The sequence below is a fragment of the Massilia varians genome, from assembly GCF_027923905.1.
Classification (GTDB): domain Bacteria; phylum Pseudomonadota; class Gammaproteobacteria; order Burkholderiales; family Burkholderiaceae_D; genus Telluria; species Telluria varians_B.
In genome coordinates this window covers 3,527,793-3,552,361 of the sequence record NZ_AP026966.1, presented here as the reverse complement: position 1 = coordinate 3,552,361, position 24,569 = coordinate 3,527,793, and the positions used below count along the sequence as shown (strand labels likewise).

Annotated in this window: 21 protein-coding genes; 12 read left to right on the top strand and 9 right to left on the bottom strand. The window is 66.5% G+C overall.

The window, feature by feature from the left end; all coding sequences use genetic code 11:
- Positions 1 to 87: 87 nt before the first annotated feature.
- On the bottom strand, positions 88 to 1,845 hold the full coding sequence (locus MasN3_RS15910; RefSeq protein ID WP_281908444.1) for a DUF885 domain-containing protein: 1,758 nt from the start codon (positions 1,843 to 1,845) through the stop codon (positions 88 to 90).
- 76 nt (positions 1,846 to 1,921) lie between these two features.
- Here MasN3_RS15910 and MasN3_RS15905 point away from each other — a divergent pair, with 76 nt between their 5' ends.
- The 3 genes from MasN3_RS15905 to MasN3_RS15895 are packed head-to-tail and all read left to right on the top strand — an operon-like array spanning position 1,922 to position 5,342.
- A complete protein-coding gene (locus tag MasN3_RS15905) occupies positions 1,922 to 2,482 on the top strand; it encodes a hypothetical protein (RefSeq protein WP_281908442.1) in 561 nt (186 codons plus the stop codon).
- The gene (locus MasN3_RS15900; RefSeq protein ID WP_281908440.1) at positions 2,483 to 3,952 is read left to right on the top strand and encodes an ATPase domain-containing protein; all 1,470 of its coding nucleotides are present in this window, start codon (positions 2,483 to 2,485) and stop codon (positions 3,950 to 3,952) included. It abuts the gene before it with no gap.
- A gap of 55 nt (positions 3,953 to 4,007) precedes the next feature.
- On the top strand, positions 4,008 to 5,342 hold the full coding sequence (locus MasN3_RS15895; protein ID WP_281908438.1) for a hybrid sensor histidine kinase/response regulator: 1,335 nt from the start codon (positions 4,008 to 4,010) through the stop codon (positions 5,340 to 5,342).
- Between the two features lie 2 nt (positions 5,343 to 5,344).
- On the opposite strand, the gene MasN3_RS15890 is transcribed toward MasN3_RS15895, so the two are convergent.
- Together MasN3_RS15890 and MasN3_RS15885 are read right to left on the bottom strand one after the other, a co-directional pair.
- Positions 5,345 to 6,562 carry a pyridoxal phosphate-dependent aminotransferase gene (locus MasN3_RS15890; protein WP_281908436.1) on the bottom strand — a complete coding sequence of 406 codons (1,218 nt, stop codon included), beginning with the start codon at positions 6,560 to 6,562 and terminating at the stop codon, positions 5,345 to 5,347.
- Positions 6,563 to 6,711: 149 nt separating this feature from the next.
- On the bottom strand, positions 6,712 to 8,226 hold the full coding sequence (locus MasN3_RS15885; RefSeq protein WP_281908433.1) for a peptide MFS transporter: 1,515 nt from the start codon (positions 8,224 to 8,226) through the stop codon (positions 6,712 to 6,714).
- Positions 8,227 to 8,388: 162 nt separating this feature from the next.
- Between MasN3_RS15885 and MasN3_RS15880 the strand changes: the two genes are divergently transcribed.
- Both MasN3_RS15880 and MasN3_RS15875 read left to right on the top strand, forming a co-directional pair.
- The gene (locus tag MasN3_RS15880) at positions 8,389 to 9,366 is read left to right on the top strand and encodes an amidohydrolase family protein (protein ID WP_281908432.1); all 978 of its coding nucleotides are present in this window, start codon (positions 8,389 to 8,391) and stop codon (positions 9,364 to 9,366) included.
- Positions 9,367 to 9,468: 102 nt separating this feature from the next.
- On the top strand, positions 9,469 to 11,856 hold the full coding sequence (locus tag MasN3_RS15875) for a glycoside hydrolase family 31 protein (RefSeq protein WP_281908430.1): 2,388 nt from the start codon (positions 9,469 to 9,471) through the stop codon (positions 11,854 to 11,856).
- Positions 11,857 to 11,890: 34 nt separating this feature from the next.
- On the opposite strand, the gene MasN3_RS15870 is transcribed toward MasN3_RS15875, so the two are convergent.
- Together MasN3_RS15870 and xth are read right to left on the bottom strand one after the other, a co-directional pair.
- Positions 11,891 to 12,514 carry a LysE family translocator gene (locus MasN3_RS15870; RefSeq protein ID WP_281908429.1) on the bottom strand — a complete coding sequence of 208 codons (624 nt, stop codon included), beginning with the start codon at positions 12,512 to 12,514 and terminating at the stop codon, positions 11,891 to 11,893.
- Positions 12,515 to 12,588: 74 nt separating this feature from the next.
- Entirely contained in the window at positions 12,589 to 13,386 is a 798-nt protein-coding gene (gene xth, locus MasN3_RS15865) for an exodeoxyribonuclease III (protein WP_281908428.1), read from the bottom strand.
- Between the two features lie 182 nt (positions 13,387 to 13,568).
- Here xth and MasN3_RS15860 point away from each other — a divergent pair, with 182 nt between their 5' ends.
- From MasN3_RS15860 to MasN3_RS15845, 4 genes are read left to right on the top strand one after another with little or no spacing between them, the layout of a single operon-like run.
- On the top strand, positions 13,569 to 14,399 hold the full coding sequence (locus tag MasN3_RS15860; RefSeq protein ID WP_281908426.1) for an ABC transporter substrate-binding protein: 831 nt from the start codon (positions 13,569 to 13,571) through the stop codon (positions 14,397 to 14,399).
- 9 nt (positions 14,400 to 14,408) lie between these two features.
- Positions 14,409 to 15,104: an amino acid ABC transporter permease gene (locus tag MasN3_RS15855; RefSeq protein ID WP_281908424.1), complete on the top strand. Its 696-nt coding sequence runs from the start codon at positions 14,409 to 14,411 to the stop codon at positions 15,102 to 15,104.
- 19 nt (positions 15,105 to 15,123) lie between these two features.
- A complete protein-coding gene (locus MasN3_RS15850; protein WP_281914526.1) occupies positions 15,124 to 15,819 on the top strand; it encodes an amino acid ABC transporter permease in 696 nt (231 codons plus the stop codon).
- 14 nt (positions 15,820 to 15,833) lie between these two features.
- Positions 15,834 to 16,574 (top strand): amino acid ABC transporter ATP-binding protein, encoded by a 741-nt coding sequence (locus tag MasN3_RS15845; RefSeq protein WP_281908423.1) that lies wholly within the window; start codon positions 15,834 to 15,836, stop codon positions 16,572 to 16,574.
- A 2-nt stretch (positions 16,575 to 16,576) separates the two neighbouring features.
- Here the strand turns inward: MasN3_RS15845 and MasN3_RS15840 are convergent, their stop codons facing one another.
- The gene (locus MasN3_RS15840) at positions 16,577 to 17,119 is read right to left on the bottom strand and encodes a DUF488 domain-containing protein (RefSeq protein WP_281908422.1); all 543 of its coding nucleotides are present in this window, start codon (positions 17,117 to 17,119) and stop codon (positions 16,577 to 16,579) included.
- A 227-nt stretch (positions 17,120 to 17,346) separates the two neighbouring features.
- Between MasN3_RS15840 and MasN3_RS15835 the strand changes: the two genes are divergently transcribed.
- The 3 genes from MasN3_RS15835 to MasN3_RS15825 all read left to right on the top strand — a co-directional run bounded on the left by MasN3_RS15835 (position 17,347) and on the right by MasN3_RS15825 (position 20,219).
- Entirely contained in the window at positions 17,347 to 18,615 is a 1,269-nt protein-coding gene (locus MasN3_RS15835) for an amidohydrolase (RefSeq protein ID WP_307730361.1), read from the top strand.
- A 313-nt stretch (positions 18,616 to 18,928) separates the two neighbouring features.
- The gene (locus MasN3_RS15830) at positions 18,929 to 19,177 is read left to right on the top strand and encodes a hypothetical protein (protein ID WP_281908419.1); all 249 of its coding nucleotides are present in this window, start codon (positions 18,929 to 18,931) and stop codon (positions 19,175 to 19,177) included.
- An 85-nt stretch (positions 19,178 to 19,262) separates the two neighbouring features.
- Entirely contained in the window at positions 19,263 to 20,219 is a 957-nt protein-coding gene (locus MasN3_RS15825; RefSeq protein ID WP_281908417.1) for an IS1595 family transposase, read from the top strand.
- A 36-nt stretch (positions 20,220 to 20,255) separates the two neighbouring features.
- Here the strand turns inward: MasN3_RS15825 and MasN3_RS15820 are convergent, their stop codons facing one another.
- From MasN3_RS15820 to map, 3 genes are read right to left on the bottom strand one after another with little or no spacing between them, the layout of a single operon-like run.
- On the bottom strand, positions 20,256 to 21,002 hold the full coding sequence (locus MasN3_RS15820) for a pseudouridine synthase (RefSeq protein WP_281908416.1): 747 nt from the start codon (positions 21,000 to 21,002) through the stop codon (positions 20,256 to 20,258).
- Positions 21,003 to 21,038: 36 nt separating this feature from the next.
- Positions 21,039 to 23,633: a [protein-PII] uridylyltransferase gene (locus MasN3_RS15815; RefSeq protein WP_281908415.1), complete on the bottom strand. Its 2,595-nt coding sequence runs from the start codon at positions 23,631 to 23,633 to the stop codon at positions 21,039 to 21,041.
- 14 nt (positions 23,634 to 23,647) lie between these two features.
- On the bottom strand, positions 23,648 to 24,484 hold the full coding sequence (map, locus tag MasN3_RS15810; protein WP_281908413.1) for a type I methionyl aminopeptidase: 837 nt from the start codon (positions 24,482 to 24,484) through the stop codon (positions 23,648 to 23,650).
- Between the last annotated feature and the right edge of the window lie 85 nt (positions 24,485 to 24,569).

Genomic DNA, 24,569 nt, shown 5'->3' with positions numbered 1-24,569 from the left:
GCGTTCAAATCATGGTCGAAACCACGCAGCGAGTAGGTCATCGTGCAGTTGGACGCGCGGACGGGGAACCCGTCCACCCTACATTTCTCAAGACTCTTTGGGGTACGGGCTTTTGCCCCCATCCGCGATGAAGGCGTCGATGCGCTGCTGCAGCACCGGCAGCGGCACCGAGCCCAGTTGCAGCACGGTATCGTGGAAATTGCGGATGTCGAACTTCGGCCCGAGCGCCTTTTCTGCCCGCGCGCGCGCCTCCTGGATCGCCATCTGCCCCAGGTAGTAGGACAGCGCCTGGCCCGGCCACGAGATGTAGCGGTCCACCTCGGTCTCGACCTCGTGTTTGGCCAGCGCCGTGTTCTCCATCAGGTAGGCCTGGGCCTGCTCGCGGGTCCAGCCCTTGGCGTGGATGCCGGTATCGACCACCAGGCGCGAGGCGCGCCAGGCCTGGTAGCTCAGCATGCCGAAGTGCTCGTAGGGCGTCTCGTAGATGCCCATCTCCACGCCCAGGCGTTCCGAGTACAGGGCCCAGCCTTCGCCGAAAGCGGAGATGTAGGCGCGGCGGAAGTTCGGCACGCCTTTCTGCTCCAGCGCCACCGGCATCTGGAAGGCGTGGCCGGGCGCCGACTCGTGCAGGGTCAGCGCGGGCAGGCTGTAGAGCGCGCGCGCCGGCAGGTTGTAGGTATTCACCCAATACGAACCGGCGCCGCCGCGGCCGGCGGTGTAGAAGGGCGCCTGGTCGTCGGGCACCGGCAGGATTGCGAAGCGGCGGCGCGGCAGGTAGCCGAAATACTGGTCGGCCTTGGCATCGAACTTCTTGGCGGTCCAGGCCGCGTGCATCAGGAGTTCTTTCGGTGTCTTGGCATAGAACTGCGGGTCGGTGCGCAGAAAAGCCAGGAAGGCCGGCAGGTCGCCCTTGAAGTCCACCTTCTTCATGGTGTCGTGCATCTCGGCGCGGATCTTGGCCATCTCGGCCAGGCCGATGGCGTGGATCTGGTCGGCCGTCATGTTGGTGGTGGTAAACTCGACGATCTTCGACTGGTAGTAGGCTTTCCCGCCCGGCATGCTCTCGGCGGCCAGCGTGGTGCGCGCCTGCGGCAGGTAGTCGTTGCGGAAGAAGGCCAGCACCTTGGCATAGGCCGGCTGCACCTGCTCGCGGATCACGGCCGCGGCCTGTGCGCGCAGCGCTTCCTGCTCGGCGTCCGGCACTGAAGCCGGGAAGCTCTTGAACGGGGTATAGAAGACCGTCTCCTGCGGGGTCTTGGCCTCGGCGATCGGCACCAGCGCCACGTCGCGGCCCTTGAGGGTGACCTGCGGCGGCGTGAAGCCGCGCGCCAGGCCGGCGCGCATGTTGGCGGTCTCCTGCTCGAAATAGTCGGGCAGGGCGGCCAGCTGCTTCAGGTAGTTGCGGTAATCCTCGAGCGTCTTGAACGGACGGCGCGCCCCGAAGGTGACGTTGGTCCAGAACGCGCTGTCGGCATTGACCGGCTGTTCGTATTCGCGGAAGCGCTGGGCATCGAGCAGGGCGGCGATCTGGGCGCGGTAGACGGAGAAATTGATACGCTCATCCGCAGACAGGTCGGCCGGCCTGATCGCGTCGAGTTCCTTCAGGATGCCCTCCCAGTAGGCGCGGCGCCGTTCCTGGGCCTGGGCGTCCACGCGTGCGAACGCCGGGCTGATCCCGCGCTCGTCCTCGGCGCGGGCGAGCCGTTCCGTGACGCGCCACTTCCATTCTTTCGTGTAGATTGTCTTGAAGCGCGCATCGGCGCCGGTGGCGGCCGTGGCCGGCGCCATCGTGCACAACAGCACGACACAGGCGGCCGACAGGACTGCACCCAGTTTCTTTTCCATGTTTTTTCCGCGAATGATGAGCAAATTGCTCGACGACACTATCTTAGCGGGGAAGACGATGTGACACTATTGCAAAATGTTTCAGGAAGAACGAAGGCGATTTTTTCAGTTTGCCGAACCGGCAAGCTATAATGCGCGCTGCACCGTGGGCGCAGGCGGTTCTGCCGCCTCGCCCGACGACGCCAGCCCGACAGTTCCACCCAACCACCTGCGGCATTCATTGTTGAACGACGAAGACATGACGAATAGTACGGATGCGCCGGATTCATCCGATGGGGGCAGGGTGTTGCTGCAACCATGGCGGCGCATCGCACAGCATCTCTGCCCGCTGATCGGGGAGAGCGGGTTCTGCGCCTTGTTCGGTCGCGCGGTTCACGTGATCGGCCCCGAACACGCCTGGCTGGCGCCCCAGCAGCCTTGCCGTGCGCCGGAACAGCTCTTTACCTCGCTGGAGGAACGCATGGCACTGGTCGACGCGCAGCGCGCCGCCGCCGCCAACGAAGCCCTGCTGCGGACCTTCACCCAATTACTTGCCACACTCATCGGGGAAAGACTGACCCAGCGCCTGCTGGAGTCGGCCACTGCCGCCGCGGAACCGGCGCCAGGCCAGCAGAAGAATGCACAGGAGCAGAAATAAATGACCGACAAAGTAAGCTTGGGAAAATTGGCCACTGGGGTGCCAGGGCTCGATGTTCTCTTGGGCGGTGGGCTGAACGAATTCTCCTTCAACCTGATCACCGGTGCCCCCGGCTGCGGCAAGACCACGCTGGCGCACCAGATCATGTTCGCGCTGGCAAATCCGCAGCGACGCGCCCTGTTCTTCACGGTGCTGGGCGAGCCGCCCCTGAAGATGCTGCGCTACCAGCAGCAGTATTCTTTCTTCGACACCGACAAGGTGAACACCTCGATCCGCTACGTCAACCTGGCCGCCGACCTGCGCGCCGGCGACTTCAACGGCGTGCTCGAACGCATCACGCAGGAGGTCGAGGATTTTGCGCCGAGCCTGGTGTTCGTGGATTCCTTCCGCTCCGTGATCCAGACCGGCAAGGGCGGCATCGAGGGCATGAGCGACTTGCAGTTTTTCGTGCAGGAACTCGGCACCCGCATGACCAGCTGGATGGCCACCACCTTCCTGATCGGCGAGTACCAGCACAACGAGGTCGAGGCCAATCCGATTACCACCGTGGCCGACGGCATGATCGCCCTTAGCCAGATCCATGACCGCAACGCCGTGGTGCGCAAGATCCGGATCGTCAAGATGCGCGGCCAGGCGCACATGTCCGGCTCGCACACGTTCCGCATCACCGACGACGGCTTGCGCATCTATCCGCGCCTGCTGCCCCCGCTGGCGGACGACCGCGAACCGGGCGTTTCGGTGGACCGCGACCCGCGCCGCATCGCGACTGGCGTGTCCGGCCTGGACGACATGCTGCACGGCGGCCTGCCCCAGGGGCATTCGCTGCTGGCGATCGGCCCGACCGGCTGCGGCAAGACCATCCTGGGTTCGAAGTTCCTGCGCGCCGGCGTCGAGCGTGGCGAAAAGGGCGTCATCATGTGCTTCGAAAAGGGCACTGCGCGCCTGCGCAATGCCGAGATGGCCGCCATGATCCAGGCGGGCCAGGTGAGCGTGGTCGAAAGCCGGCAGATCGACATGACGGCCGAAGAGTTCGAGGACGACCTCTTGACCGCCATCGATCACACCGGCGCGCGCCGCGTGGTAATCGACTCGCTGTCGGAGTTCAGCCTTTACCTGGCGCCGGAGTGCCGGCGCGACCTGCGCGAGGGGGTGTTCCGCATCCTGAGCAGCCTGGCCAAACGCGGCGTCTCGACCCTGGTGACCGTGGGCCTGGACGACCGCTCGGTCGACATGAACTATGCGCGCGCCGACATGGCCTATCTCACCGACGCCATCGTGGCCATGCGCTATGCCGAAACCGACGGGCACGTCAGGCGTTTCATCTCGGTGGTCAAGGTGCGCGGCACCTCCCACAGCCATGACCTGCGCGAATACCGCATCACCGACGATGGCATCGACATCGACACCATTCCTGCCCAGGTCAACGGGATATTATACGGACGCGTCAACGGCGTCAGTTCGGACGAATGAGACAAACATGGGGACGTTTAATGAATCACAATCTGGCTCTGAACAACGTTCCCTGATGGGCGAAGACAAGCACTCCTTCGGCAACTTGCCACGCGAACAGGAACTGCAGCAGCGCATCGCAGCCCTCGAAGCCGAGCTGTCGCACACCCGCGTGCTGGCGCGCGAACACGCCCGCCTCGAAGCCCAGGTCGAGCAGCTGCGCGAAGCCAACGAACACCTGGTCATGGCTACCGTCAGCGCCCAGTCGCTGCGCGACCTGGCCGAAGCCACCAACCGGCGCCAGACCGAATTCCTGGCCATGCTGGCGCACGAGCTGCGCAACCCGCTGGCGCCGCTGAGCATGGCGGCCAGCCTGCTGAGCAGCGTCGGCGCCTCCGGCCCATCATCGCCGCAACTGGCCCAGGTGTCCGGTGTGGTAAGACGCCAGGTCGACCACATGGCGCGCCTGCTCGACGACCTGCTCGACGCCGCCCGCATCAGCAGCGGCAAGATCACCCTGTCGGTGCGCCCGATGGCACTGGCGGGCGCCCTCGACCAGGCGGTCGAGACGGTGGCGCCGCGCATCCGCGAACGCGGCCAGCGCCTGGATATCGAACTGCCAGACGACGCCTTCACCATCGACGGCGACCCGGTGCGCCTGACCCAGGTGTTCGCCAACCTGCTCGGCAATGCCTCCAAGTACACCCCCGACGGCGGCCACATCGTGCTGCGCGCCTGGCGCGCGGACGAGGAAGTGGTGGTCGCGGTGAGCGATGACGGTTCCGGCATCGCCCCCGAGATGCTGCCCCAGGTCTTCAACCTGTTCATCCAGGGGCCGCGTTCGCTGGCGCGCTCGGAGGGCGGACTGGGTATCGGCCTGAACGTGGTGCGCAACCTGGTCGGCATGCACGGCGGAAGCGTCGCGGCCGACAGCGCCGGCGAGGGCAAGGGCAGCAGCTTCACGGTACGCCTGCCGCTGTCCGGGGCGGCCGCACCCGTGGACGAGACGCCGCTTGGGCCGAGCACCGCGGAGGGCGCCTGCCGGATCCTGCTCATCGAAGACAACGTGGACGCCTGCGATACCCTGCGCACGCTGCTCGAGCTGGCCGGCCATGAAGTCGCCGTCGCCTACGACGGCCGCGCCGGCCTGGAGGCGGCGCAGGCGCGCCGCTACGACATCCTGATCTGCGACATCGGCCTGCCGGGCATGGACGGCCTGGAGATCATGGCGCGGCTGCGCCGCGACCAGCCGCACGGACGCACGCCCTTTGCGGTCGCCCTGTCCGGCTATGGCCAGGGCGAAGACCGCGAGCGCGCATTCGGCGCCGGCTTCGACCGCTACCTGGTCAAGCCGGCCGCGCCCGAGGTCCTGCTCGAGCTGGTCGGCGAGGCGCGCCTGCTCGGCGCCTGAATCTACCCTGAGGCGCCGAGCAGGCGCGCCAGGCGGTCCACCGCTTCCTCGATGCGCTCCAGGCGCGTCGCGTACGAGAAGCGCACGTGCCTTGCGGGCGCGGCGAAACCGAAATCATCTCCCGGCACGATCGCCACCTGCGCGTCGCGCAGCAGCGACCAGGCAAACGCGGTGCTGTCGCCGGCCTGCGCATGCGGCAATGCGCTGATGTCGGCATACACGTAGAAGGCGCCGTCCGGCATCACCGGCACCGCGAAGCCGAGCTGGCGCAGGGCCGGCACCAGGAAATCGCGGCGGCGCTGGAACTCGCGCCGGCGTTCCTCGTAGATGCCGAGGGCTTCCGGGGTGAAGCAGGCCAGGGCGGCCTGCTGGGCCACGGTCGGGGCGCAGATGAACAGGTTCTGCGCCAGCTTTTCGAAGGTCGGCACCAGTGCATCCGGCACCACCAGCCAGCCGAGGCGCCAGCCGGTCATGCTGAAGTATTTCGAGAAGCTGTTGACGGTGATGGCGCTTGGGTCGAAGGCCAGGGCGCTGACCGGCTTGTGATCGTAGGACAGCCCCTGGTAGATCTCGTCGATGATGGCGAAGCCGCCGCGCGCACGGACGGCGGCCAGCATGGCGCGCAGCTGCTCCGGCGTCATCGAGGTGCCGGTCGGGTTCGACGGCGAGGCGACCAGCACGCCGCGCGTGCGTGCGTTCCAGTGCCCGTCAACGTGGGCGCTGCTCAGCTGGTAGCGCTCCTCGCTGCCTGCCGGCACCAGCACCGGCTTGCCGCCGAAGGCGGAGACAAAATGGCGGTTGCAGGGATAGCAGGGGTCGGGCATCAGGACCTCGTCGCCATCGGCCACCAGGGCGGCGCAGGCCAGCAGCAGGCCGGCCGAGGCGCCGGCGGTGACGACGATGCGGCGCGGGTCGATGTCGAGGCCGTGCACGGCGGCATAGTGGCCGGAGATCGCTTCGCGCAGTTCGCGCAGGCCGAGCGAATCGGTGTACTGGGTGACCCCGCCCTTGATGGCTTCCATCGCCGCATGGGCGACGATGTCGGGGGCGGTGAAATCGGGCTCGCCGACGCTCATGCTGATGACGTCGATGCCGCTGCGCTTCATTTCGCCGGCGGCCTTGACCATTTCCATGACGCGGAAGGGTTCGATGGCGTGGACGCGCTGGGCGACCTGGAGGGCGCGCAGGGCCTGGGTGTCGGTGGGGGAAGTAATAGACATGCCGGAATCCGTAAAATCTGATCCGGCATCTTACCGTAGGGTGGACGGCTTTGCCGTCCGCGCGTTCAAGCAGTTGGTGAATAGTCGCGCGGCCTCAATGCACCGGGGAGTTGAACGCGCGGGCGGGAAGACCCGCCCACCCTACGAAATCACTGGTGCGCGTGGTGCGTCGCCGTCAGCCTGCGCATCAGCGGCAGCGCCGCCAGCGCAACCAGCGTGCAGCCGATCGCCGCGATGCCCAGCTTGTTGAACAGGTTCGTGTACACCGGCAGCGTCTGCAATGGATCGGTCATGCCCTGCGGCACCGCCGCCAGGTTCGCCACCACCCCGCCCAGGTACTGCGAGATGCCGACCGCGACGAAGTACGCCCCCATCATGAAGCCGCCCATGCGCGCCGGCACGTAGCGCGCGATCATGGCCAGGCCCAGGCCGCTCACCAGGAGCTCACCCAGCGAGTACAGGCCGTAGCCGGCGATCATGATCCACGACGAGGTCAGGCCGCCCACGGCGAAGGCGCCGGCCACGCCATAGGTGAAGAAGCCGGCCGCCACCACGGCGAAGCCGAGCGCGAACTTGGCGGCGATCGACAGGTCCTTGCCGCTGTTGCCGGCGCGGGTGTAGATCCAGGCCAGCACCGGGCTCAGGACCATGATCCAGATCGCGTTGAGCGCCTGGAACTGGGCCGGCGACCAGGTCCACAGGTGGGCGCCGAACACGGTGAACTCGAGGTCGACGTTACGCAGGGCGAACAGCGACAGCGAGGTCGACATCTGCTGGTAGAAGATGAAGAAGAACACGGTCTGCAAGGTCAGCACCAGGGCCGCGATCAGGCCGGCGCGCTCGTTCGGCTGGCTGCTGCGGATCAGGTGGATGAAGATGCCGAGCACGACGAAGCCGGCCACGTAGACGAAGGCGCGCGCCAGGTCGCGGTACTCGAGGATGACGGCCGAGGCGGCCACGGCCAGCACGCCGCCCGCCAGCACCGCCAGCAGGCGGTTCACCCGCAGCGGCTCGGCGTCCGGCGGCGAGCCGATGTGGCCGATGGTCTTGCGCAGCAGGCCGACCGTGAGCAGGCCGACCATCAGGCCGACGCTGCACACCGCGAAGGCCACGTGCCACCCGAGGTGATTGCCGTAGGTGGCGTTGACGTAGTCCTTGATCCAGGGCGTGGCCAGCATCGAGAAGGTGGAGCCGACGTTCACCGCCATGTAATAGATGGTGAAGGCGCTGTCGATCTTGGAATCGTCGCCCTCGTAGATCTTGCGCACCAGGTTGGCGGTGTTGGGCTTGAACAGGCCGTTGCCGACCACGATCACGCCGAGCGCGGAGAAGGTCATCCAGGTATTGGTGGTCGGCACCGCCATCAGGGCGTAGCCGAGGGTGAGGATGAGCGCGCCCAGGATCATGCAGCGCCGGGTGCCCAGCACCTTGTCGCCGATCCAGCCGCCGATGGCCGGGGCCACGTAGATCAGCGCCGCCGCCGCGCCCCATACCAGGTTGGCGCGGCTGTCCTCGAAACCGAGGCGCTGCACCATGAAATACACGATCAGCGCCTGCATCCCGTAGTAGCCGAAGCGTTCCCACAACTCGATCAGGGCCACCGTGAGGAAGGAGCGGGTCTGGCTCACGGGGTGGGCCGCTTGTGACGGCATGTCGTTCTTCATGTCTCTCCCTTGTAAGGACGGGCGGCGGAAATGCCGGCACGGATCGCGCGATGCTACGCCAGGCGCCGCCAAGACGCAATCTTGACAGGCGTTCGTGCCAATGCGATAACATGGCGTTTTGCCTGGCTCAAAAGGCCGGCATGTTTTGCGCGAGGTATATGTATGAAGCGTCTTCCCGTCCTGTGCTGCGCCGCCGTGGCGCTGGCCTGCAGCGGCGTAGCCAGCGCCGCTCCCGCGGCACCCACGCGCGCGGTCGCGGCGGCGATGCCGGTGGCCGACCACCAGCAATATGTCTACAGCCCGGCGGCGGCGGCCTTCATGTCGGCCACCAGCGCCATGCGTCCGGTCTCGGCCCAGGACCTGATCCCGCAGCTGGATGCGGCCGGCATCGAACGCGCCGCCGTGCTGTCGGTCGCCTACGTGTACGGACAGCCGGCGCGCTCGCTCGCGGAAGAGTATGCCCGGGTGCGCGCCGAGAACGACTGGGCCGCGCGCCAGGCCGCCGAGTACCCCGAGCGCCTGGTGGCGCTGTGCAGCGTCGATCCGCTCAGGGACTACGCGCTGGCCGAACTGGCGCGCTGCGCCGCCAGTCCGGAGTTCGGGCGCGGCATCAAGCTGCAGCCGGCTTCAGGCGGCGTCGAGCTGGACGACCCGCAGCAGCTCGAGCGCCTGCGCCGCGTGTTTCGCTCGGCCAATGCGCGCGGCATGGCGATCGTCCTGCAGCTGCACGAGACCGACGTGCGCGAGGCGCGCCTGCTGCTCGAGCAATTGCTGCCGCACGCCCCCGACGTGCCGATCCAGGTCGCGTACACCGGCGACCGGCCGGGTGCGCGCGACGCCTCGCCGCAACTGGCCGCGCTGGCGGTGCTGGCCGATGCCGCCGCACGCCAGGATCCGCGCATGCGCCACGTCTGGGTCGACGTGACCGCGTTTGCCCGACCCGGACTGTCGGCCGCCGACGCGCGCCGCCTGGTGCGGCGCCTGCGCCAGGTCGGCATGGAGCGGGTGCTGTACGGCTCCGATGCCGAGATCGGCATCGAGGTACGCCCGCGCGAGGCCTGGGCGGCCTTCCGCAGCCTACCGCTCACCGATGCCGAAGCGGCGCGGGTGGCGAACAATGTGATGTCCTACCTGCGCTAGGGTTTTTGCCCGTCACTATGTAATTTAATTACATTGCTACTTTTTCAGCGCGCGAATTTCTGTCATGCTCTCGGTTGCGTTCAACGACAACAACCGAGACCCATGACGAAAACCACGATCGCCCGGCTTCTGCTCTGCATGATGGCCAGTCCGCTTGCCTATGCCCAGAACGCCGAGCGCCAGCTGCAAGGCCATGCCCTCAACCGGAACACGCTGGAACTGGCCACCAGCGACGGCCGCTACCTGATCAAGCCCTATTCGGCCCATGTAGTCGAGACTACATTTATCCCGAACGGCCAGCAGCACGACCCGGCCTCGCATGCGGTGGTGCTGCCGCCCGCCGGCATCCAGGCCAGCCTGAAGGAAGACGCCGGCCGGATCGAGTTCGCCACGCCGGGCATCACGGTGCTGGTCGAGCGCAAGCCCTTCCGCATCAGCTACCTGTACAAGGGCAAGCCGCTGGTGGCGGAGAAGCGCGGCTACGCCAAGGGCGACAAGCTGGAAACCATCGAGTTCGCGCTGGACGAGGGCGAGGCCCTGTACGGCGCCGGCGCGCGCGCGGTCGGCATGAACCGCCGCGGCAACCGCTTCCAGCTGTACAACAAGGCCGACTACGGCTATGGCAAGACCTCGCAACTGCTCAACTACACGATTCCGGTCGCGCTGTCCTCGAAAAAATATGCGATCCATTTCGACAATCCGCAGGTGGGCTTCCTCGACTTCGACAGCCGCAAGGACGGCACCCTGCGCTACGAAGTGATCGGCGGGCGCAAGACCTACCAGGTGGTGGCCGGCGACAGCTGGGAAGACGTGATGGCCAACTACACCAGCCTGACCGGACGCCAGCCGCTGCCGCCGCGCTGGGCCTTCGGCAACTTCGCCAGCCGCTTCGGCTACAAGAGCGAGGCTGAAACCCGCGCCGTGGTCGAGAAGTTTGCCGCCGAGAAGATCCCTCTGGACGCCGTGGTGCTCGACCTGTACTGGTTCGGCAAGGAGGTCAAGGGCACGATGGGCAACCTGGCCTGGGATCGCGACACCTTCCCGACCGCCGAGAAGATGATGGCCGACTTTAAACGGAAGGGTGTCAGGACCATCGTCATCACCGAGCCTTTCGTCTTGACGACCTCGCAGCGCTGGCAGGAAGCGGTCCAGCAGAAGGTGCTGGCGCTTGATGCTTCCGGCAAGCCCGCCACCTACGACTTCTACTTCGGGAACACGGGCCTGATCGACCTGTACAGCCAGCCGGGCCGCGACTGGTTCTGGAACATCTACAAGGAGCTGAAAAACGGCGGCGTGGGCGGCTGGTGGGGCGACCTGGGCGAGCCGGAAGTGCATCCGTCCTGGGTGCGGCACGGTGGCGGAAAGACCGCCGACCAGGTCCACAACGTCTACGGCCACGACTGGGCGCGCCTGATCGCGGAAGGCTACCAGAAAGACTTCCCGAACGAGCGCCCCTTCATCCTGATGCGCGCCGGTTACTCGGGCTCGCAGCGCTTCGGCATGATCCCCTGGTCGGGCGACGTCAGCCGCGGCTGGGGCGGGCTGCAGTCGCAGATGGAGATCTCGCTGCAGATGGGCATGCAGGGCCTGGGCTACATGCACTCGGACCTGGGCGGCTTCGCCGGCCCGGTGCTGGACGACGAGCTGTACGTGCGCTGGCTGCAGTACGGCGTGTTCCAGCCGATCTTCCGTCCGCACGCCCAGTCCGAAGTGGCGCCGGAACCGGTGTTCCGCTCCGAGCGCACCAAGGTGCTGGCGCGCGAAGCGGTCTGGCTGCGCTATGCCATGCTGCCGTATAACTACACCCTCGGTTTCGAGAACAGCCAGACCGGCATGCCGCTGATGCGCCCGGTGCTGTTCGAGGAAGACGAGGCGACCGCGATGTCCTCGACCTACCTGTGGGGCCATGACTTCCTGGTGGCGCCGATCGTGGAGCCGGGCGCGACCCGCAAGGAAGTCCACTTCCCGGTCAAGGACAGCGTCTGGTTCGATTTCCACACCGGCGAGAAGCACCGCGGCGGCATCACCGAGGTGGTCAAGCCGGAAGAGGCGCATATCCCGGTGTACGTGCGGGCCGGCGCCTTCATCCCGATGGCGAAGGTGGTGCAGACCACGCGCGACTACTCGACCCGGAGCATCGACCTGCATTACTACCACGACGCCAGCGTGGCCAGCGGCGCGGGCCGGATGTACGACGACGACGGCGAAACGGCTGATGCCTACGCCAAGGGCAAGTACGAGATCGTGCGCTTCGCCAGCAGCTTTGCTGCCGGCAAGCTCGAGATCGGCCTGCAGACCGAGACCGGCAAGGCGCAGGTGCCCGCCGAGCGCGGCTTCGCGCTCAAGGTGCACAACGTCGAGAAGAAACCGCGCGCGGTAACGGTGGACGGGCGCGCCGTTGCCTTTAGCTGGAACAGCCGCCACAAGCTGCTGGAAGTGCCGCTGGCGGCGCGCAAGCAGCCCGCAAGCCAGGTGGCGATCACGCTGTAGGCGTTGAGGTGAAAAACGGATCGCCGGACCGGGCTCAGCGCGCCACGATCAGGCGCAGGCCCAGGCCCACGAAGATGGCGCCGGCGATCCGATCCAGCCACATGCCGGCGCGCGGCGTGCGGTTCAGCCACTGCCCGATCGCGCCCGAAAAATAGCCCAGCAGCCCGAACAGCACGGCCGCCTGCGCGGTAAACACCAGTCCCAGCCAGGCGATCTGCCAGTTCGCGTCGCCGCGCGCCGGCGCCACGAACTGCGGCAGGAAGGACAGGAAGAACAGCACCACCTTCGGGTTGATGGCATTGGCCAGCAGTCCCTTGAAGAACAGTTGGCGGGCCGACTCGTCCGGCACGCTGCCCGCCACGCGCGCGCCGCCACGGCTGCGCAGCGCCTGGACGCCCATCCAGATCAGGTACAGCCCGCCGGCGATCTTCAGCGCCGTGAAGGCGGCGGGCGAGGCCGCGATCAGGGCGCTGACGCCGATCACCGCCAGCAGGGTGTGGTTCAGGCAGCCGAGCGCGCAGCCCAGCCCGAAGGCGATGCCGCGCGCGCGTCCCTTGGCGATGCCGGCGCCCAGCACCATCATGTTGTCGGGGCCGGGCGAGAGCGTGATCAGGATGGCGGCGGTAAGAAAGCCGAAGAATTGTTCGGGCGTGAGCATGGCGCGCAGGGCTGTTTGTGAAACGGACCAGCATCATAGCGCAAGCGCGCGCAAGCTTTGCACCCCGATAAGGTTCAAGCCTTCGGCTGCACCACGGCGGCCATGTCGAGCTCGACCCAGGTCGGCGCATGGTCGCTCGGTTTTTCCTTGGCGCGCTGGAACTTGTCGACACCCGCGGCGCGCAGCGCCGGCGCCAGCGCGGGGCTGAGCAGGAGGTGGTCGATGCGGATGCCGGCGTCGCGCCCGAAGGCATTGCGGAAGTAATCCCAGAAGGTGTAGATGACCTGGTCCGGATACAGCGCGCGCAGCGCATCTAGCCAGCCCTGCGCCATCAGGCGCTCGAAGGCGGCGCGCGATTCGGGCCGGAACAGGGCGTCGTCGACCCAGCGCTCCGGCTTGTAGACGTCCAGCTCGGTCGGAATCACGTTGAAGTCGCCGCACATCACGACCGGCACCCCGGCCTCCAGCAGTTCGGCGCCGCGCGCAATCAGCCGTTCAAACCAGGCCAGCTTGTAGTCGAACTTCGGCCCCGGCGCCGGATTCCCGTTCGGCAGGTACAGTCCGCACACGAGCAGGCCCTGGTACACCGCTTCGATGTAGCGGCTCTGTTCGTCCGTCGGGTCGCCCGGCAGGCCGCGCTGCAACTCCTGGGCCGGGCCGTCGCGGGTCAGGATGGCGACGCCGTTCCAGCTCTTCTGGCCGTGCCAGATCGCGTGGTAGCCGGCTTCCCGGATCGCCGCTTCAGGAAATTTCTCCTGCGGCGCCTTCAGCTCCTGCAGGCAGACCACGTCGGGCCGGCGCTCCGCGAGATAGTCGAGCAGGGCGCCGATCCTGGCGCCGATTCCGTTGACGTTGTAGGTTACGACCAGCATCTTGCCTCCAAAAGCTTGCACAATTGCTTGCAACTCTAGCATGCCGGAGCGTCAACATGGATGTAGACGCTGTCCGGTGCTTATAGTCGAGAACGCATGTTCTTATGGCGAATTGATCGTTCGGCCACGCAAGATCATGCCGTATACTCCTGCGATTGCATTGTTGTAGTCTGGAGAAGAACATGTTCACCCGCCGTCACATCCTCATAGGCGCAGCCGCCCTGTCCGCCACCATGTTTGCGTCCGCCGCCCAGGCCGACCAGCTCGCGGACATCAAGAAAAAAGGCGAGATCGTGTTCGGCGTGCTCGGCACCGACGAGCCGAACAGCTTCATCGACCCCAAGACCCGCCAGCTGGTCGGTTACGAGATCGACATCGCCACCGCGGTGGCGAAGAAGATCGGCGTCACGCCGCGCTTCAAGCAGATGTCGGTGTCGAGCCGTATCCCCGAGCTGCAGCAGGGCCACGTCGACGTGCTGGCCGCCACGCTCACCCACAACAAGGAACGCGAATCGCAGGTGGACTTCGCGCTGACCCACTTCGTCACCGGCTCGAAGGTCATGGTGCGCGCGGGGAGCGGCATCACCGCGCTGCCCCAGCTGGCCGGCAAGAAGGTCGTCACGGTGCGCGGCGGGACCCAGGAGACCAACATCCGCAAGGCCGTGCCGAACGTCGAGGTGGTCACCTTCGACAACACCCAGCAGGCCTTCCAGGCCCTGCGCCAGGGCAAGGGCGTGGCCTACGTCAACGACGAATCCTCGCTGCTGGCCGACTACGGCAAGCTGGGCGCGGCCGCCAAGGGCTTCACCATCCTGCCCACCAGCATCGGCGTCGAATCGATCGCGCTCGGCCTGCGCAAGGGCGAGAAGAACCTGAAGGCGGCGGTCGACGAGACCCTGCGCGGCCTGGAAGCGAGCGGCGAAGCCGAGAAGCTGTTCAACAAATGGTATGGCCCGGGCACCCGTCCCAACATCGCCAAGCGCAGCTTCAAGATCAGCACCGACAAGATCTAAGTTCGCGCCTTGCAGTTTTTCGATCCCAGCATCCTGCAATCCGGCCAGTACCATGACTGGCTGGTGCAGGGTCTCATCCTGTCGCTCCAGCTGACCGCCAGCAGTTTCGTCATCGCCCTGCCGTTCGGCGCAGTGCTGGCGGTGATGCGCACGTCCAGCTTCGCGCTGGCGCGCGCAATCGCTTCGACAATTGTCGAAGCGATTCGCAATGTGCCGCTGCTGGCGCACCTGCTGTTCTGGTATTTCGCCTTCCCCGAGCTGCTGCCCGAGAACGCGCGCGAATTCCTGTACGCGCACAACCCGGAAGCGGTGTGCGCCGTGATCGCGCTGTCGCTGTACAGCGGGGTGCACATGGCCGAAGACATCCGCAGCGGCATCCGCGCCGTGCCGCCCAGCCAGCTGGAGGCGGCGCGCTCGCTGGGCCTGGGGCGCCTGGCCAGCGTGCGCCTGGTGCTGCTGCCGCAGGCCTTGCGCGCGGCGACCCCGCCGCTGCTGTCGCAGACCGTCAACCTGTGGAAGGACACCAGCGTGGCCACCGTCATCGGCGCCGCCGAACTGATGTACCAGGCCGCGCGTGTGGAAACCGCAAGTTTTCGCAGCCTGGAAGCGTTCACCTTCGCGACCCTGGCGTATTTGAGCGTGTCGCTCCTGATTTCGTTTGCCGCCTGGCTGTTCCAGCGGCGCTATCCGGTCCGTCCGGCATGAGGTCCCGATGCTGGCTTCGATCCTTGAATTAATCGACACCTACTGGCTGTACTTCCTGGTCGGCCAGTATCCGGAAGGGCCCCTCGGCGGCCTGGCGCTGACCGTGCTGCTGTCGCTCGGGGCGCTGCTGCTGGCGATGCCGCTCGGCCTGCTGCTGGGCGTGGCGCGCGTGAGCAGCCGCCCCGCCATCCGCTGGCCGGTAGCGGGTATCGTGCAGCTGGTGCGCGCCGTGCCGCTGCTGCTGGTGGTGTTCTGGGTCTACTTCTTCCTGCCGGCGGTTACCGGCGTCAAGACCGGGCAGGCGACCACCATGCTGATGGTGCTGGTGCTGTTCGACGGCATCTACCTGGCCGAGATCGTGGCCGCCGGCATCCGCGCGCTGCCCAAGGGGCAGCTGGAAAGCGCCCGCTCGCTGGGCCTGTCCTATTCACAGGCGCTGCGCCTGGTGGTGCTGCCGCAGACCTTGCGCAACGGCCTGCCCTCGATCGTCAGCCAGCTGGTCTCGACCATCAAGGCGACTTCGCTCGGCTATATCATCGGCTTGTCGGAAGTGTCCTTCATCGCCACCCAGGTCAACACCCTGGTGTTCACGCAGGCGGTCGAGGTCTATCTGATCCTGGCGCTGACCTATTTCATCCTCTGTTTCGGCCTGTCCCGCCTGGCCTTCCTGCTCGAGCGCCGCTTATCCAGCAAGCGCGCCGTGCAGCTTCCATAAAAAGGGTGTGAACGATGATCGTTCTCGATAAAGTCAACAAGTGGTACGGCCACGGCGCGACCCGTTATCATGCGCTGGTCGACATCAGCGAAACCGTGGAAAAGAACGAGGTCGTGGTCGTGTGCGGCCCGTCCGGTTCCGGCAAGTCGACCCTGATCCGCACCCTCAACCGCCTCGAAGAAATCGATGGCGGCAGCATCGCCATCGATGGCCGCGACATCCACGCCAGGGGCCTGGATGTCAACCTGCTGCGCGCCGGGATCGGCTTCGTGTTCCAGCACTTTAATCTGTTCCCGCACCTGACGGTGCTGGAAAACTGCACCCTGGCGCCGGTGAACCTGAAACGCGCCTCGCCAAAGGAGGCGCGCGAGTACGCCATGGAGCTCCTGGAGCAGGTCGGCCTGGCGCACAAGGTCGATGCCTATCCGAACGCGCTCTCGGGCGGCCAGCAGCAGCGCGTGGCGATCGCGCGCGCCCTGGCGATGCGCCCGCCGATCATGCTGTTCGACGAACCGACCAGCGCGCTCGACCCGGAAATGGTGGGCGAGGTGCTGGGGGTGATGCGCTCGCTGGCGGGGCAGGGCATGACCATGCTCTGCGTAACCCACGAAATGGGCTTTGCGCGCGAGGTCGCGGACCGCGTGATCTTCATGAGCGAAGGGCGGATCCTCGAGCGGGCCACGCCCGAGGAGTTCTTCACCAACCCGCAGCACCCGCGCGCCCGGCAGTTCCTGGCGGACCGCCGGCGCGATTGACACTATTGCGGGTCCGGCGCGTCCGCGGGCGCGGGCGGGTAGGTGATGTGCTTGCCCTCGACCTGCGCGAATGGCGTGAGCGTATGCGGCCTGGTCTTGCCCTTGCCGATGATGTGCTCGGCCGGTATCCCGCGCACCGCCAGCGCGTCGGCCACCATCGAGCGGTGGCAGCGCCACGGCACAGCTTCCGCGCACATCAGCGCGCAGCGGGTCGATTGCGCCATGCGGGCGACAAGGTCGACGTGGGTGTTGAATTCCTCGGTCTGCATGTGGTCGGCGTAGCCGCGAAACGATGCATTGCGCCAGGCCCCGTTCGGCGTGTCCTTGCGCGCCTTGCGCAGGCCGCCCAGTTCGCGGATGTATTCGTAGCCGATGCCGGCCTGGGCGAGCGCGGCCGGCAACTGATCCTGCCCGAACTGCGGATTGTGGCGCGACTTGGGCACGGTCCTGATGTCGAGCACGCGTTCGATGCCGTGCTCGCGCAGCAGGGCCAGGAATTCTTCGATCGGGCGGTTCGAGTGACCGATGGTGTAGACCGGTTCCATGCCTGTTTACCTCGTCGCGTGTCGGGCATCCATTGTCGCGCAGCGCACGGATGGGCGGCGCATGCCTGGGCTCGGGGTGCCGCCGTAGGCGGATGGACCGGCCTTCGGCTGTGGCCGGGGAGGAACCAAGCGCTTCGACCCCGGTCATATCGTGTGTGCCGCCAACCCTCGTAACGCCATGGAGCGGCAGAGCGCGTTTGTATCCTGCTGAACCCCGTGGAGGCAATATGACGCATACCCCGCTGTTCCCGACGCCGCGCGCACGGTCTGCATTCCTGTCGTTCCTTCTCCTCGTCGCGGCGCTGCTCGTCTGCGGGCTGGCGCCGCCGCAAGCGGCCCGCGCGCAGCAGGATGCCGGGCCAGCGAACCGGAGCCCGTTCCCGCGTCCTTCCGAGGCGCTCCTGCGCGAGCTCGAAGGCGTCTACAAGGACCTGCATGCCAACCCCGAGCTGGCGAACCAGGAACTCCGGACCGCGAAGATCGCGGCCGACTGGCTGCGCAAGCAGGGCTTCGAGGTCACCGAGAAGGTCGGCGGCACCGGCGTGGTCGGTGTCCTGCGCAACGGCCAGGGCGCGACCGTGCTGCTGCGCGCCGACATGGACGCGCTCGACATGAAGGAAGATACCGGACTTCCCTATGCCAGCAAGAAGCAGATGAGGGAGCCAAACGGGGCGTCGACCTTCGTCGCCCATTCGTGCGGGCACGACATGCATGTGACCTGGCTGATGGGCGTGACGCGCATGCTTGCCGAGAATCGCAAGAACTGGAAAGGCACCGTGCTGGCGGTGTTCCAGCCGGCCGAGGAAATCGGCTCGGGCGCCCGGGCGATGATCGACGACGGCATGCTCAAGCGCTTCCCGAAGCCGGACGTGGTGATGGGACAGCACGTGTTGCCCCTGCGTGCCGGCCAGATCGGTACGCGCGTGGGCCTGATGCTGTCGATGTCCGACAGCCTGGATGTCACCCTGTTCGGACGCGGCGGGCACGGTTCGCCTCCGGAAAAGACGATCGACCCGGTGGTGATGGCCGCCGCCTCCGTCATGCGCCTGCAGACCATCGTCTCGCGCGAGATCGGCATCACGCAGGGCGCGGTCGTCAGCGTCGGCGCGGTGCAGGCCGGCAGCAGCGGCAACATCATTCCGAGCGAGGCGACGCTGCGGCTGAACATCCGCACCTTCGACGAGGGCGTGCGCAAGACCGTGCTCGGTTCGATCAGGCGGATCCTCGACGCCGAAGCGACCGCCTCGAATGCGCCGAAGCCGCCTGCCATCAAGGAGGGGACGCGTTTTCCTGCGACCTACAACGACGAGCAGGCGACCCCGAAGGTGGTGGCGGCGCTGAAGGCGCGCCTGGGCGACGACCAGGTGACCCAGATCGTTCCTGCCTCCGCGAGCGAGGACTTCAGCTGGTTCGCGCGGGCCTGGAATGTGCCGGCTGTCTATTGGGCAGTGGGTGGAACTGCCCCCAAGCTGTATGACCGGCTCCAGAGCGAGTGACGGGCCAACGAAATCCCCTCCAACCACTCGCCGCAGTTTGCGCCCGTGATCACGCCGACGCTGGACCGCGGCATCGAGGCGATGCTCGCCGCGGCAAGCCCCTGGCTGGCTCCGTGACGCGCGGGCAGCCGGGCGCCGGCAGCCAGGCATGCTGCGTGAACGAAGATCCATCCTCAGGGGCAGAGCGCGGATAGGCTAGCGTATCCTGGTTCGACCATGGCGCCATCAGGAGCCCCGGGATGAGACGCCGGGTACTTCCGAGGCGTCATACCCGGTACAATGCGCCCCCGACTGCCCCACATGGAACACCAGCATGGAAAACATCGACCAGCGTTACCTCGTCCAGCAAAACAAGCGCACCGACGAGGGCAAGAAGCCACCCGTATTTGCCAGGGTCATGCGCAGCAAGGAAGGCAAGTTCGAAGGAGTGTCCTTTATCCGGAACAAGGAAAAAGCGACCGTGATGACGGTCGCCGAAGCCGACGAGGTGATCCGTTGGGCGAAGCAAAAGAAGGGCAATGCCCAGGAATACGACACCAGGATCATTTGCGTCGGCCAATAAGCTTGGCGCTGTTCGCGCCAGGTGTAGAAATTGAACTGTCGAGCAGAGTGGATGTCCAACCTGGACTGAATCGCCAGGAGGATCGATGCGGCCGACAAGTTTCACCCGATTGCTGCGCAGCTTGCCCTCGCTTACCCGGCAGCAGCGAGCGCAGCTTGCCACGGCGTTACAGCCGGCAATCGGGCTCGACAGCGTTTGCGCGGCGATCGACGGCGCGCGGCCGGCACCCTTGTGCTGTCCCGACTGCGGGAGCTCCCGTCACTATCGCCACGGCCTCAACCGCGGCCTGCAGCGCTACCGTTGCCGCGCCTGCGGACGCACCTTTAGCGCCCTGAGCGGCACACCGCTGGCACGCCTGCGCCACCGCGGCAAATGGCTCGACTTCCTCAAACACATGCTGGATTCGCGCAGCGTGCGGGTCGCGGCCAAGCTGCTTGGCGTGCACCATACGACTAGTTTTCGCTGGCGCCACCGTTTTCTCGACGGCGCAAAACACGACCAGCCGGAACGCCTGGCCGGCATCGCCGAGGCCGATGAGATGTTTCTATTGGAATCGCAAAAGGGATCGCGCAAGCTCGACCGGCCGGCACGCAAGCGCGGCGGTGTCGCCCATAGCCGTGGCATCAGCCAGGATCACGACTGCATCCTGGTCGCGCGCGACCGTGCCGGCCAGACCTGCTCCTTCGTCACGGGTCGGGCTGCCGTAACAGTCAAGCAATTGCACCGGCACCTGCTCCCTGTGCTCGATCCGGATGTGCTCCTCGTGACCGACGGCCATCGCGCCTACCGGACCTTTGCCCGCCAGGCGCGCATCGCGCACGCCTACGTCAACTTGCGCCTAAGCGAGCGGGTGCGGGGTGCAGTGCACGTTCAACACGTCAACGCCTACCACCAGCGCCTGCGCAGCTGGCTGGCGCGTTTTCACGGCGTGGCCTCGCGCTACCTGCCCAATTACCTCGGCTGGCGCTGGGCGCTCGACGGGGAACGGATCGCTTCGCCGGAGCGCTTCCTGAGAGCGGTGATCGGGATCTTCCACACATAATGAGAACAGCGCCATAAGCTTCCAGGCCGGCAGATCTCAGAACTGCTCGTCCGGCCGCAGGTAACGCCACTGCCCCGGCGGCAGGTCGCCCAGTTTCACCTTGCCGATGCGTACCCGCTTCAGGCCGATCACCTTCAGCCCGACCATGTCGCACATGCGGCGGATCTGGCGCTTGCGGCCTTCCTTCAGGGTGAAGCTGAGCTGGTCCTCGTTCTGCCAGCGCACCTTGGCCGGCAGCAGCGGCTTGCCGTCCATCCACAGGCCATGGTTGAGCTTCTTGAGGTCGGCGTCCGGCAGCGTGCCCGGCTTGGTGTATTGCACCCGCACCAGGTATTCCTTGTCGACCGAGCTGTTTTCGCCAATGAGCTGCTTGGCGATGCGGCCGTCCTGGGTCAGCACCAGCAAGCCCACCGAGTCGATGTCCAGGCGTCCGGCCGGGACCAGGCTGCGCAGCTGGGTCGGGTGGAACTGCTCGGGCGAAGGGTCGTCCGGCCAGCGGTTCTCCGGCTTGACCAGGGTCACGGCCGGCTTGTAGCCGTCTTCGGCCTGGCCGCTGACGTAGCCGACCGGCTTGTGGATCAGGATGGTCACGCGCTTGGACTGCTCGGCCGCGGCCTGGCGTTCGACGGTGATCTTCTGGTGCGGCAGCACCTTGCTGCCCAGCTCCGACACCACCTTGCCATCCACGCGCACCCAGCCCTTGGCGATCCATTCATCGGCTTCGCGGCGTGAGGAGAGGCCGAGTTCGGACATACGTTTGGAGAGGCGGACAGGTTCGGTCATCGGAATACAGGGAAAAAGAGGGTTGAATCTGGAATGCTAGATCTTCAGGGCGTCGAGCAGGTCGGTCTCGAGCTGCACCTGGCTGCGCGGGTTGTTCAGGGCCGCGCCGTCGATCAGGAAGACGTCCTCGACGCGCTCGCCCAGGGTCATGATCTTGGCGGTGTGCAGGTTGATACGGTAGCGGGTCAGCACATTGGCGATCGCATACAGCAGGCCCGGACGGTCGTTGGCGGCCACCGACAGCACGTGGAACTGTCCGCGCTCGTCGGGGCGAAGGTCCACGGTCGGCGTGACCGGGAAGGTGCGCGACAGGCGCGACAGGCGGCCGCGCGTCGGCGGCGGCAGGGCTTCCTGGGCCAGCAACAGGGCGCACAGTTCGTGCTCGATCAGGCTGATGATGTCGCGGTAGCTGCCGGCGAAACTCTCCTCGGTGACGAGGAAGGAGTCGAGCGCATAGCCGTGGCGGGTGGTGTGGATCTTGGCGTCGAGGATGCTGAAGTTCTTGCGCTCGAAATAGCTGCAGATGCGCGCGAACAGGTCCGGCTGGTCCTTCACGTATACCGCCACCTGCAGGCCTTCGCCGATCGGCGCCAGGCGCGCCTTCACCACCGGTTTGCCGCTGTCGACCTTGTCGTGCAGGGCGCGCGTCTGCCAGGCGATGTCGGAGGCGTCGTGGCGCAGGAAGTAGACCACGTCGAGCTGCTTCCAGAGCGCCTCGTGGGCGCTGGCGGACAGGCCGAACAGGCGCAGGGTGGCCAGCGCTTCCTTCTGGCGCGCGCGCAGTTCGCGGTCGGCGCTGTGCGGCTCGCCGCCCAGCACGCGCAGGGTCACCTTGTACAGGTCCTCGAGCAGCTTGGCCTTCCAGGCATTCCAGACTTTCGGGCTGGTGCCGCGGATGTCGGCCACCGTGAGCAGGTAGAGCGCGGTCAGGTGGCGCTCGTCCTTCACCAGGTTGGCGAAGGACTGGATCACGTCCGGGTCGGACAGGTCCTGCTTCTGGGCCACGGTCGACATGGTCAGGTGCTGCTGCACCAGGAACACGACCAGCCCGGTGTCTTCCTCGGACAGGCCATGGCCGCGGCAGAATTCGGCCGCGTCCTGCATGCCCAGCTCCGAATGGTCGCCGCCGCGGCCCTTGGCGATGTCGTGGAACAGGGCGGCCACGTAGAGCAGCCAGCGGTCGCGGAAATTGGCGATCAGCTGGCTGCAGAAGGGGTATTCGTGGGCGTGCTCGGGCATCGTGAAGCGGCGCAGGTTGCGCACCACCATCATGATGTGCTGGTCCACCGTGTAGACGTGGAACAGGTCGTGCTGCATCTGGCCGATGATGCTGCGGAAGGCCGGCAGGTAGCGTCCCAGTACGCCCATGTCGTTCATGCGCCGCAGCGCGTGCAGCAGCCCCACCGGGGCCTTCAGGATGCGCAGGAACAGGGCCTTGTTGCCGGGATCGGCGCGGAATGCCTCGTCGATCACGTTGCGCGCATGCCAAAGGGCGCGGATGGTGCGCGCCGTCATGCCCTTGATGTCGGGCCGTTCGGTCATGACCACGAACACGCCCAGTACGGTCCAGGGATGGCGCTCGAAGGTATCGGCCTGCGCGATGTCGATGAAGCCGTTGACCTCGTCGAAATGCGCCTTGAAGTCGCCGCCGAGCGGCACCCGGGCCGCCGGGCGCGGGAACAGCTGCGCCTCGATGTTCTGCAGCATGATGGTGTTCATCTGGGTCACCACCTTGGCCGCCCAGTAATAGCGCTGCATCAGCAATTCGCTGGCGCGGCGTCCCTTGGCATTCTCCAGGCCGAAGGTCTTGGCGATCGCGGTCTGGACGTCGAACACCAGGCGGTCTTCGCGCCGTCCGGTGTGCAGGTGCAGGCGCACGCGGATGTCCTTGAAGGCGTACTCCTTTTCCATCAGCTGGCGCGCCTCGGCGCGGGTGATCAGCTTGGCGCGCGCCATCTGGCTCCAGGATTCGGCCAGGCCGGCGGCCTTGGCCACCCACATGATCACCTGCAGGTCGCGCAGCGCGCCCGGGCTTTCCTTGACGTTGGGCTCGAGGGCGAAGGCGGTGTATTCGTACTTGGCGTGGCGCAGCCGCATCTCGGCGGTCTTGGCCTGGAAAAAGGCCTGCGGATCGAGGGCGGCGCGGTGGCGCCGGCGCAGCTCGTCGAACAGGGCTTCGTCGCCGGCCACCAGGCGCGCTTCCAGCAGGCTGGTCTGCACCGTGATGTCGGCGCGCGACTCGACCAGGCATTCGTCCACGGTGCGGATGCTGTGGCCGATTTCCAGGCCCAGGTCCCAGAACAGCTGCACCAGGCTTTCCAGCCTGGCCTGGGTGAGGGCGTCGGCCGGCTGCCCGAGCAGGATCAGGAGGTCGACGTCGGAATAGGGGAAGAGTTCGCCGCGGCCGTAGCCGCCCACGCCCACCAGCGCCGTGTTGGCGGGCAGGCCGGCCGCGTGCCAGGCATCGGTGAGGATGCCGTCGACGCAGTTGCGCAGGCCGCGCAGCAGCTTTTCCGGCTTGCCGTCCTGGTGGAAGGCGTCGATCAGGGCCTGGCGCTCGGATTTCAGTCGGGCCTTCAGCCGTTGGCGCAGCTCGCCGAGCGAGCTGTCGAGGAGCGCGGGCTGGCCCATAGGGTGTCCCTCGCTCAGGCCGGAACGGCGGTGCCCTGGTTCAGCAGCGGCAGCACGATCGCGGGCGGCGGTGGGCTGCCGGCCGACATGGTCAGCACTTCGACGCCGGTCTCGGTGACCAGGACGGTGTGCTCCCACTGGGCCGACAGGCTGCGGTCCCTGGTCTTGATGGTCCAGCCGTCCGGCATCTCGCGGATCTCGCGGCGGCCGGCATTGATCATCGGCTCGATGGTGAAGATCATGCCGGGGACCAGTTCTTCGCCGGTGCCGGGACGGCCGTAGTGCAGCACCTGCGGCTCTTCGTGGAACACGCGGCCGACGCCGTGGCCGCAGAACTCGCGCACCACGCTGTAGCCGTGCTTCTCGGCGTGCTGCTGGATCGCGAAGCCGATGTCGCCCAGGCGGTTGCCCGGCTTGACCTTGGCGATGCCCAGCCACATGCATTCGAAGGTGACTTCCGACAGGCGCTTGGCCAGGATCGAGGCTTCGCCGACCAGGAACATGCGGCTGTTGTCGCCGTGGAAACCTTCCTTGGTGATCGGGGTGATGTCGATGTTCAGCGCGTCGCCGCTCTTGAGCACGCGATCGCCCGGGATGCCGTGGCAGATGACGTCGTTGACCGAGGCGCAGATCGAGCCGGGGAAGGGCGGGTAGCCCGGCGGCGCGTAGTTCAGGGTGGCCGGGACGGTGCCCTGCACGTTGATCATGTAGTCCTTGGCCAGGCGGTCCAGTTCGCCGGTGGTGACGCCGGGCTTGACGAAGGGCGTGATGTAGTCGAGCACTTCCGAACCGAGCCGGCAGGCGACGCGCATGCCTTCGATTTCTTCCGAGGTCTTGGGGATGGAGGCCATTTTCTGTTCCTGCGAATGTAAGTTATTACGCCATTATAAGGGTTTCGTAGGGTAGGCGGCTATGCCGCCCACGCGGCGAGAGTTG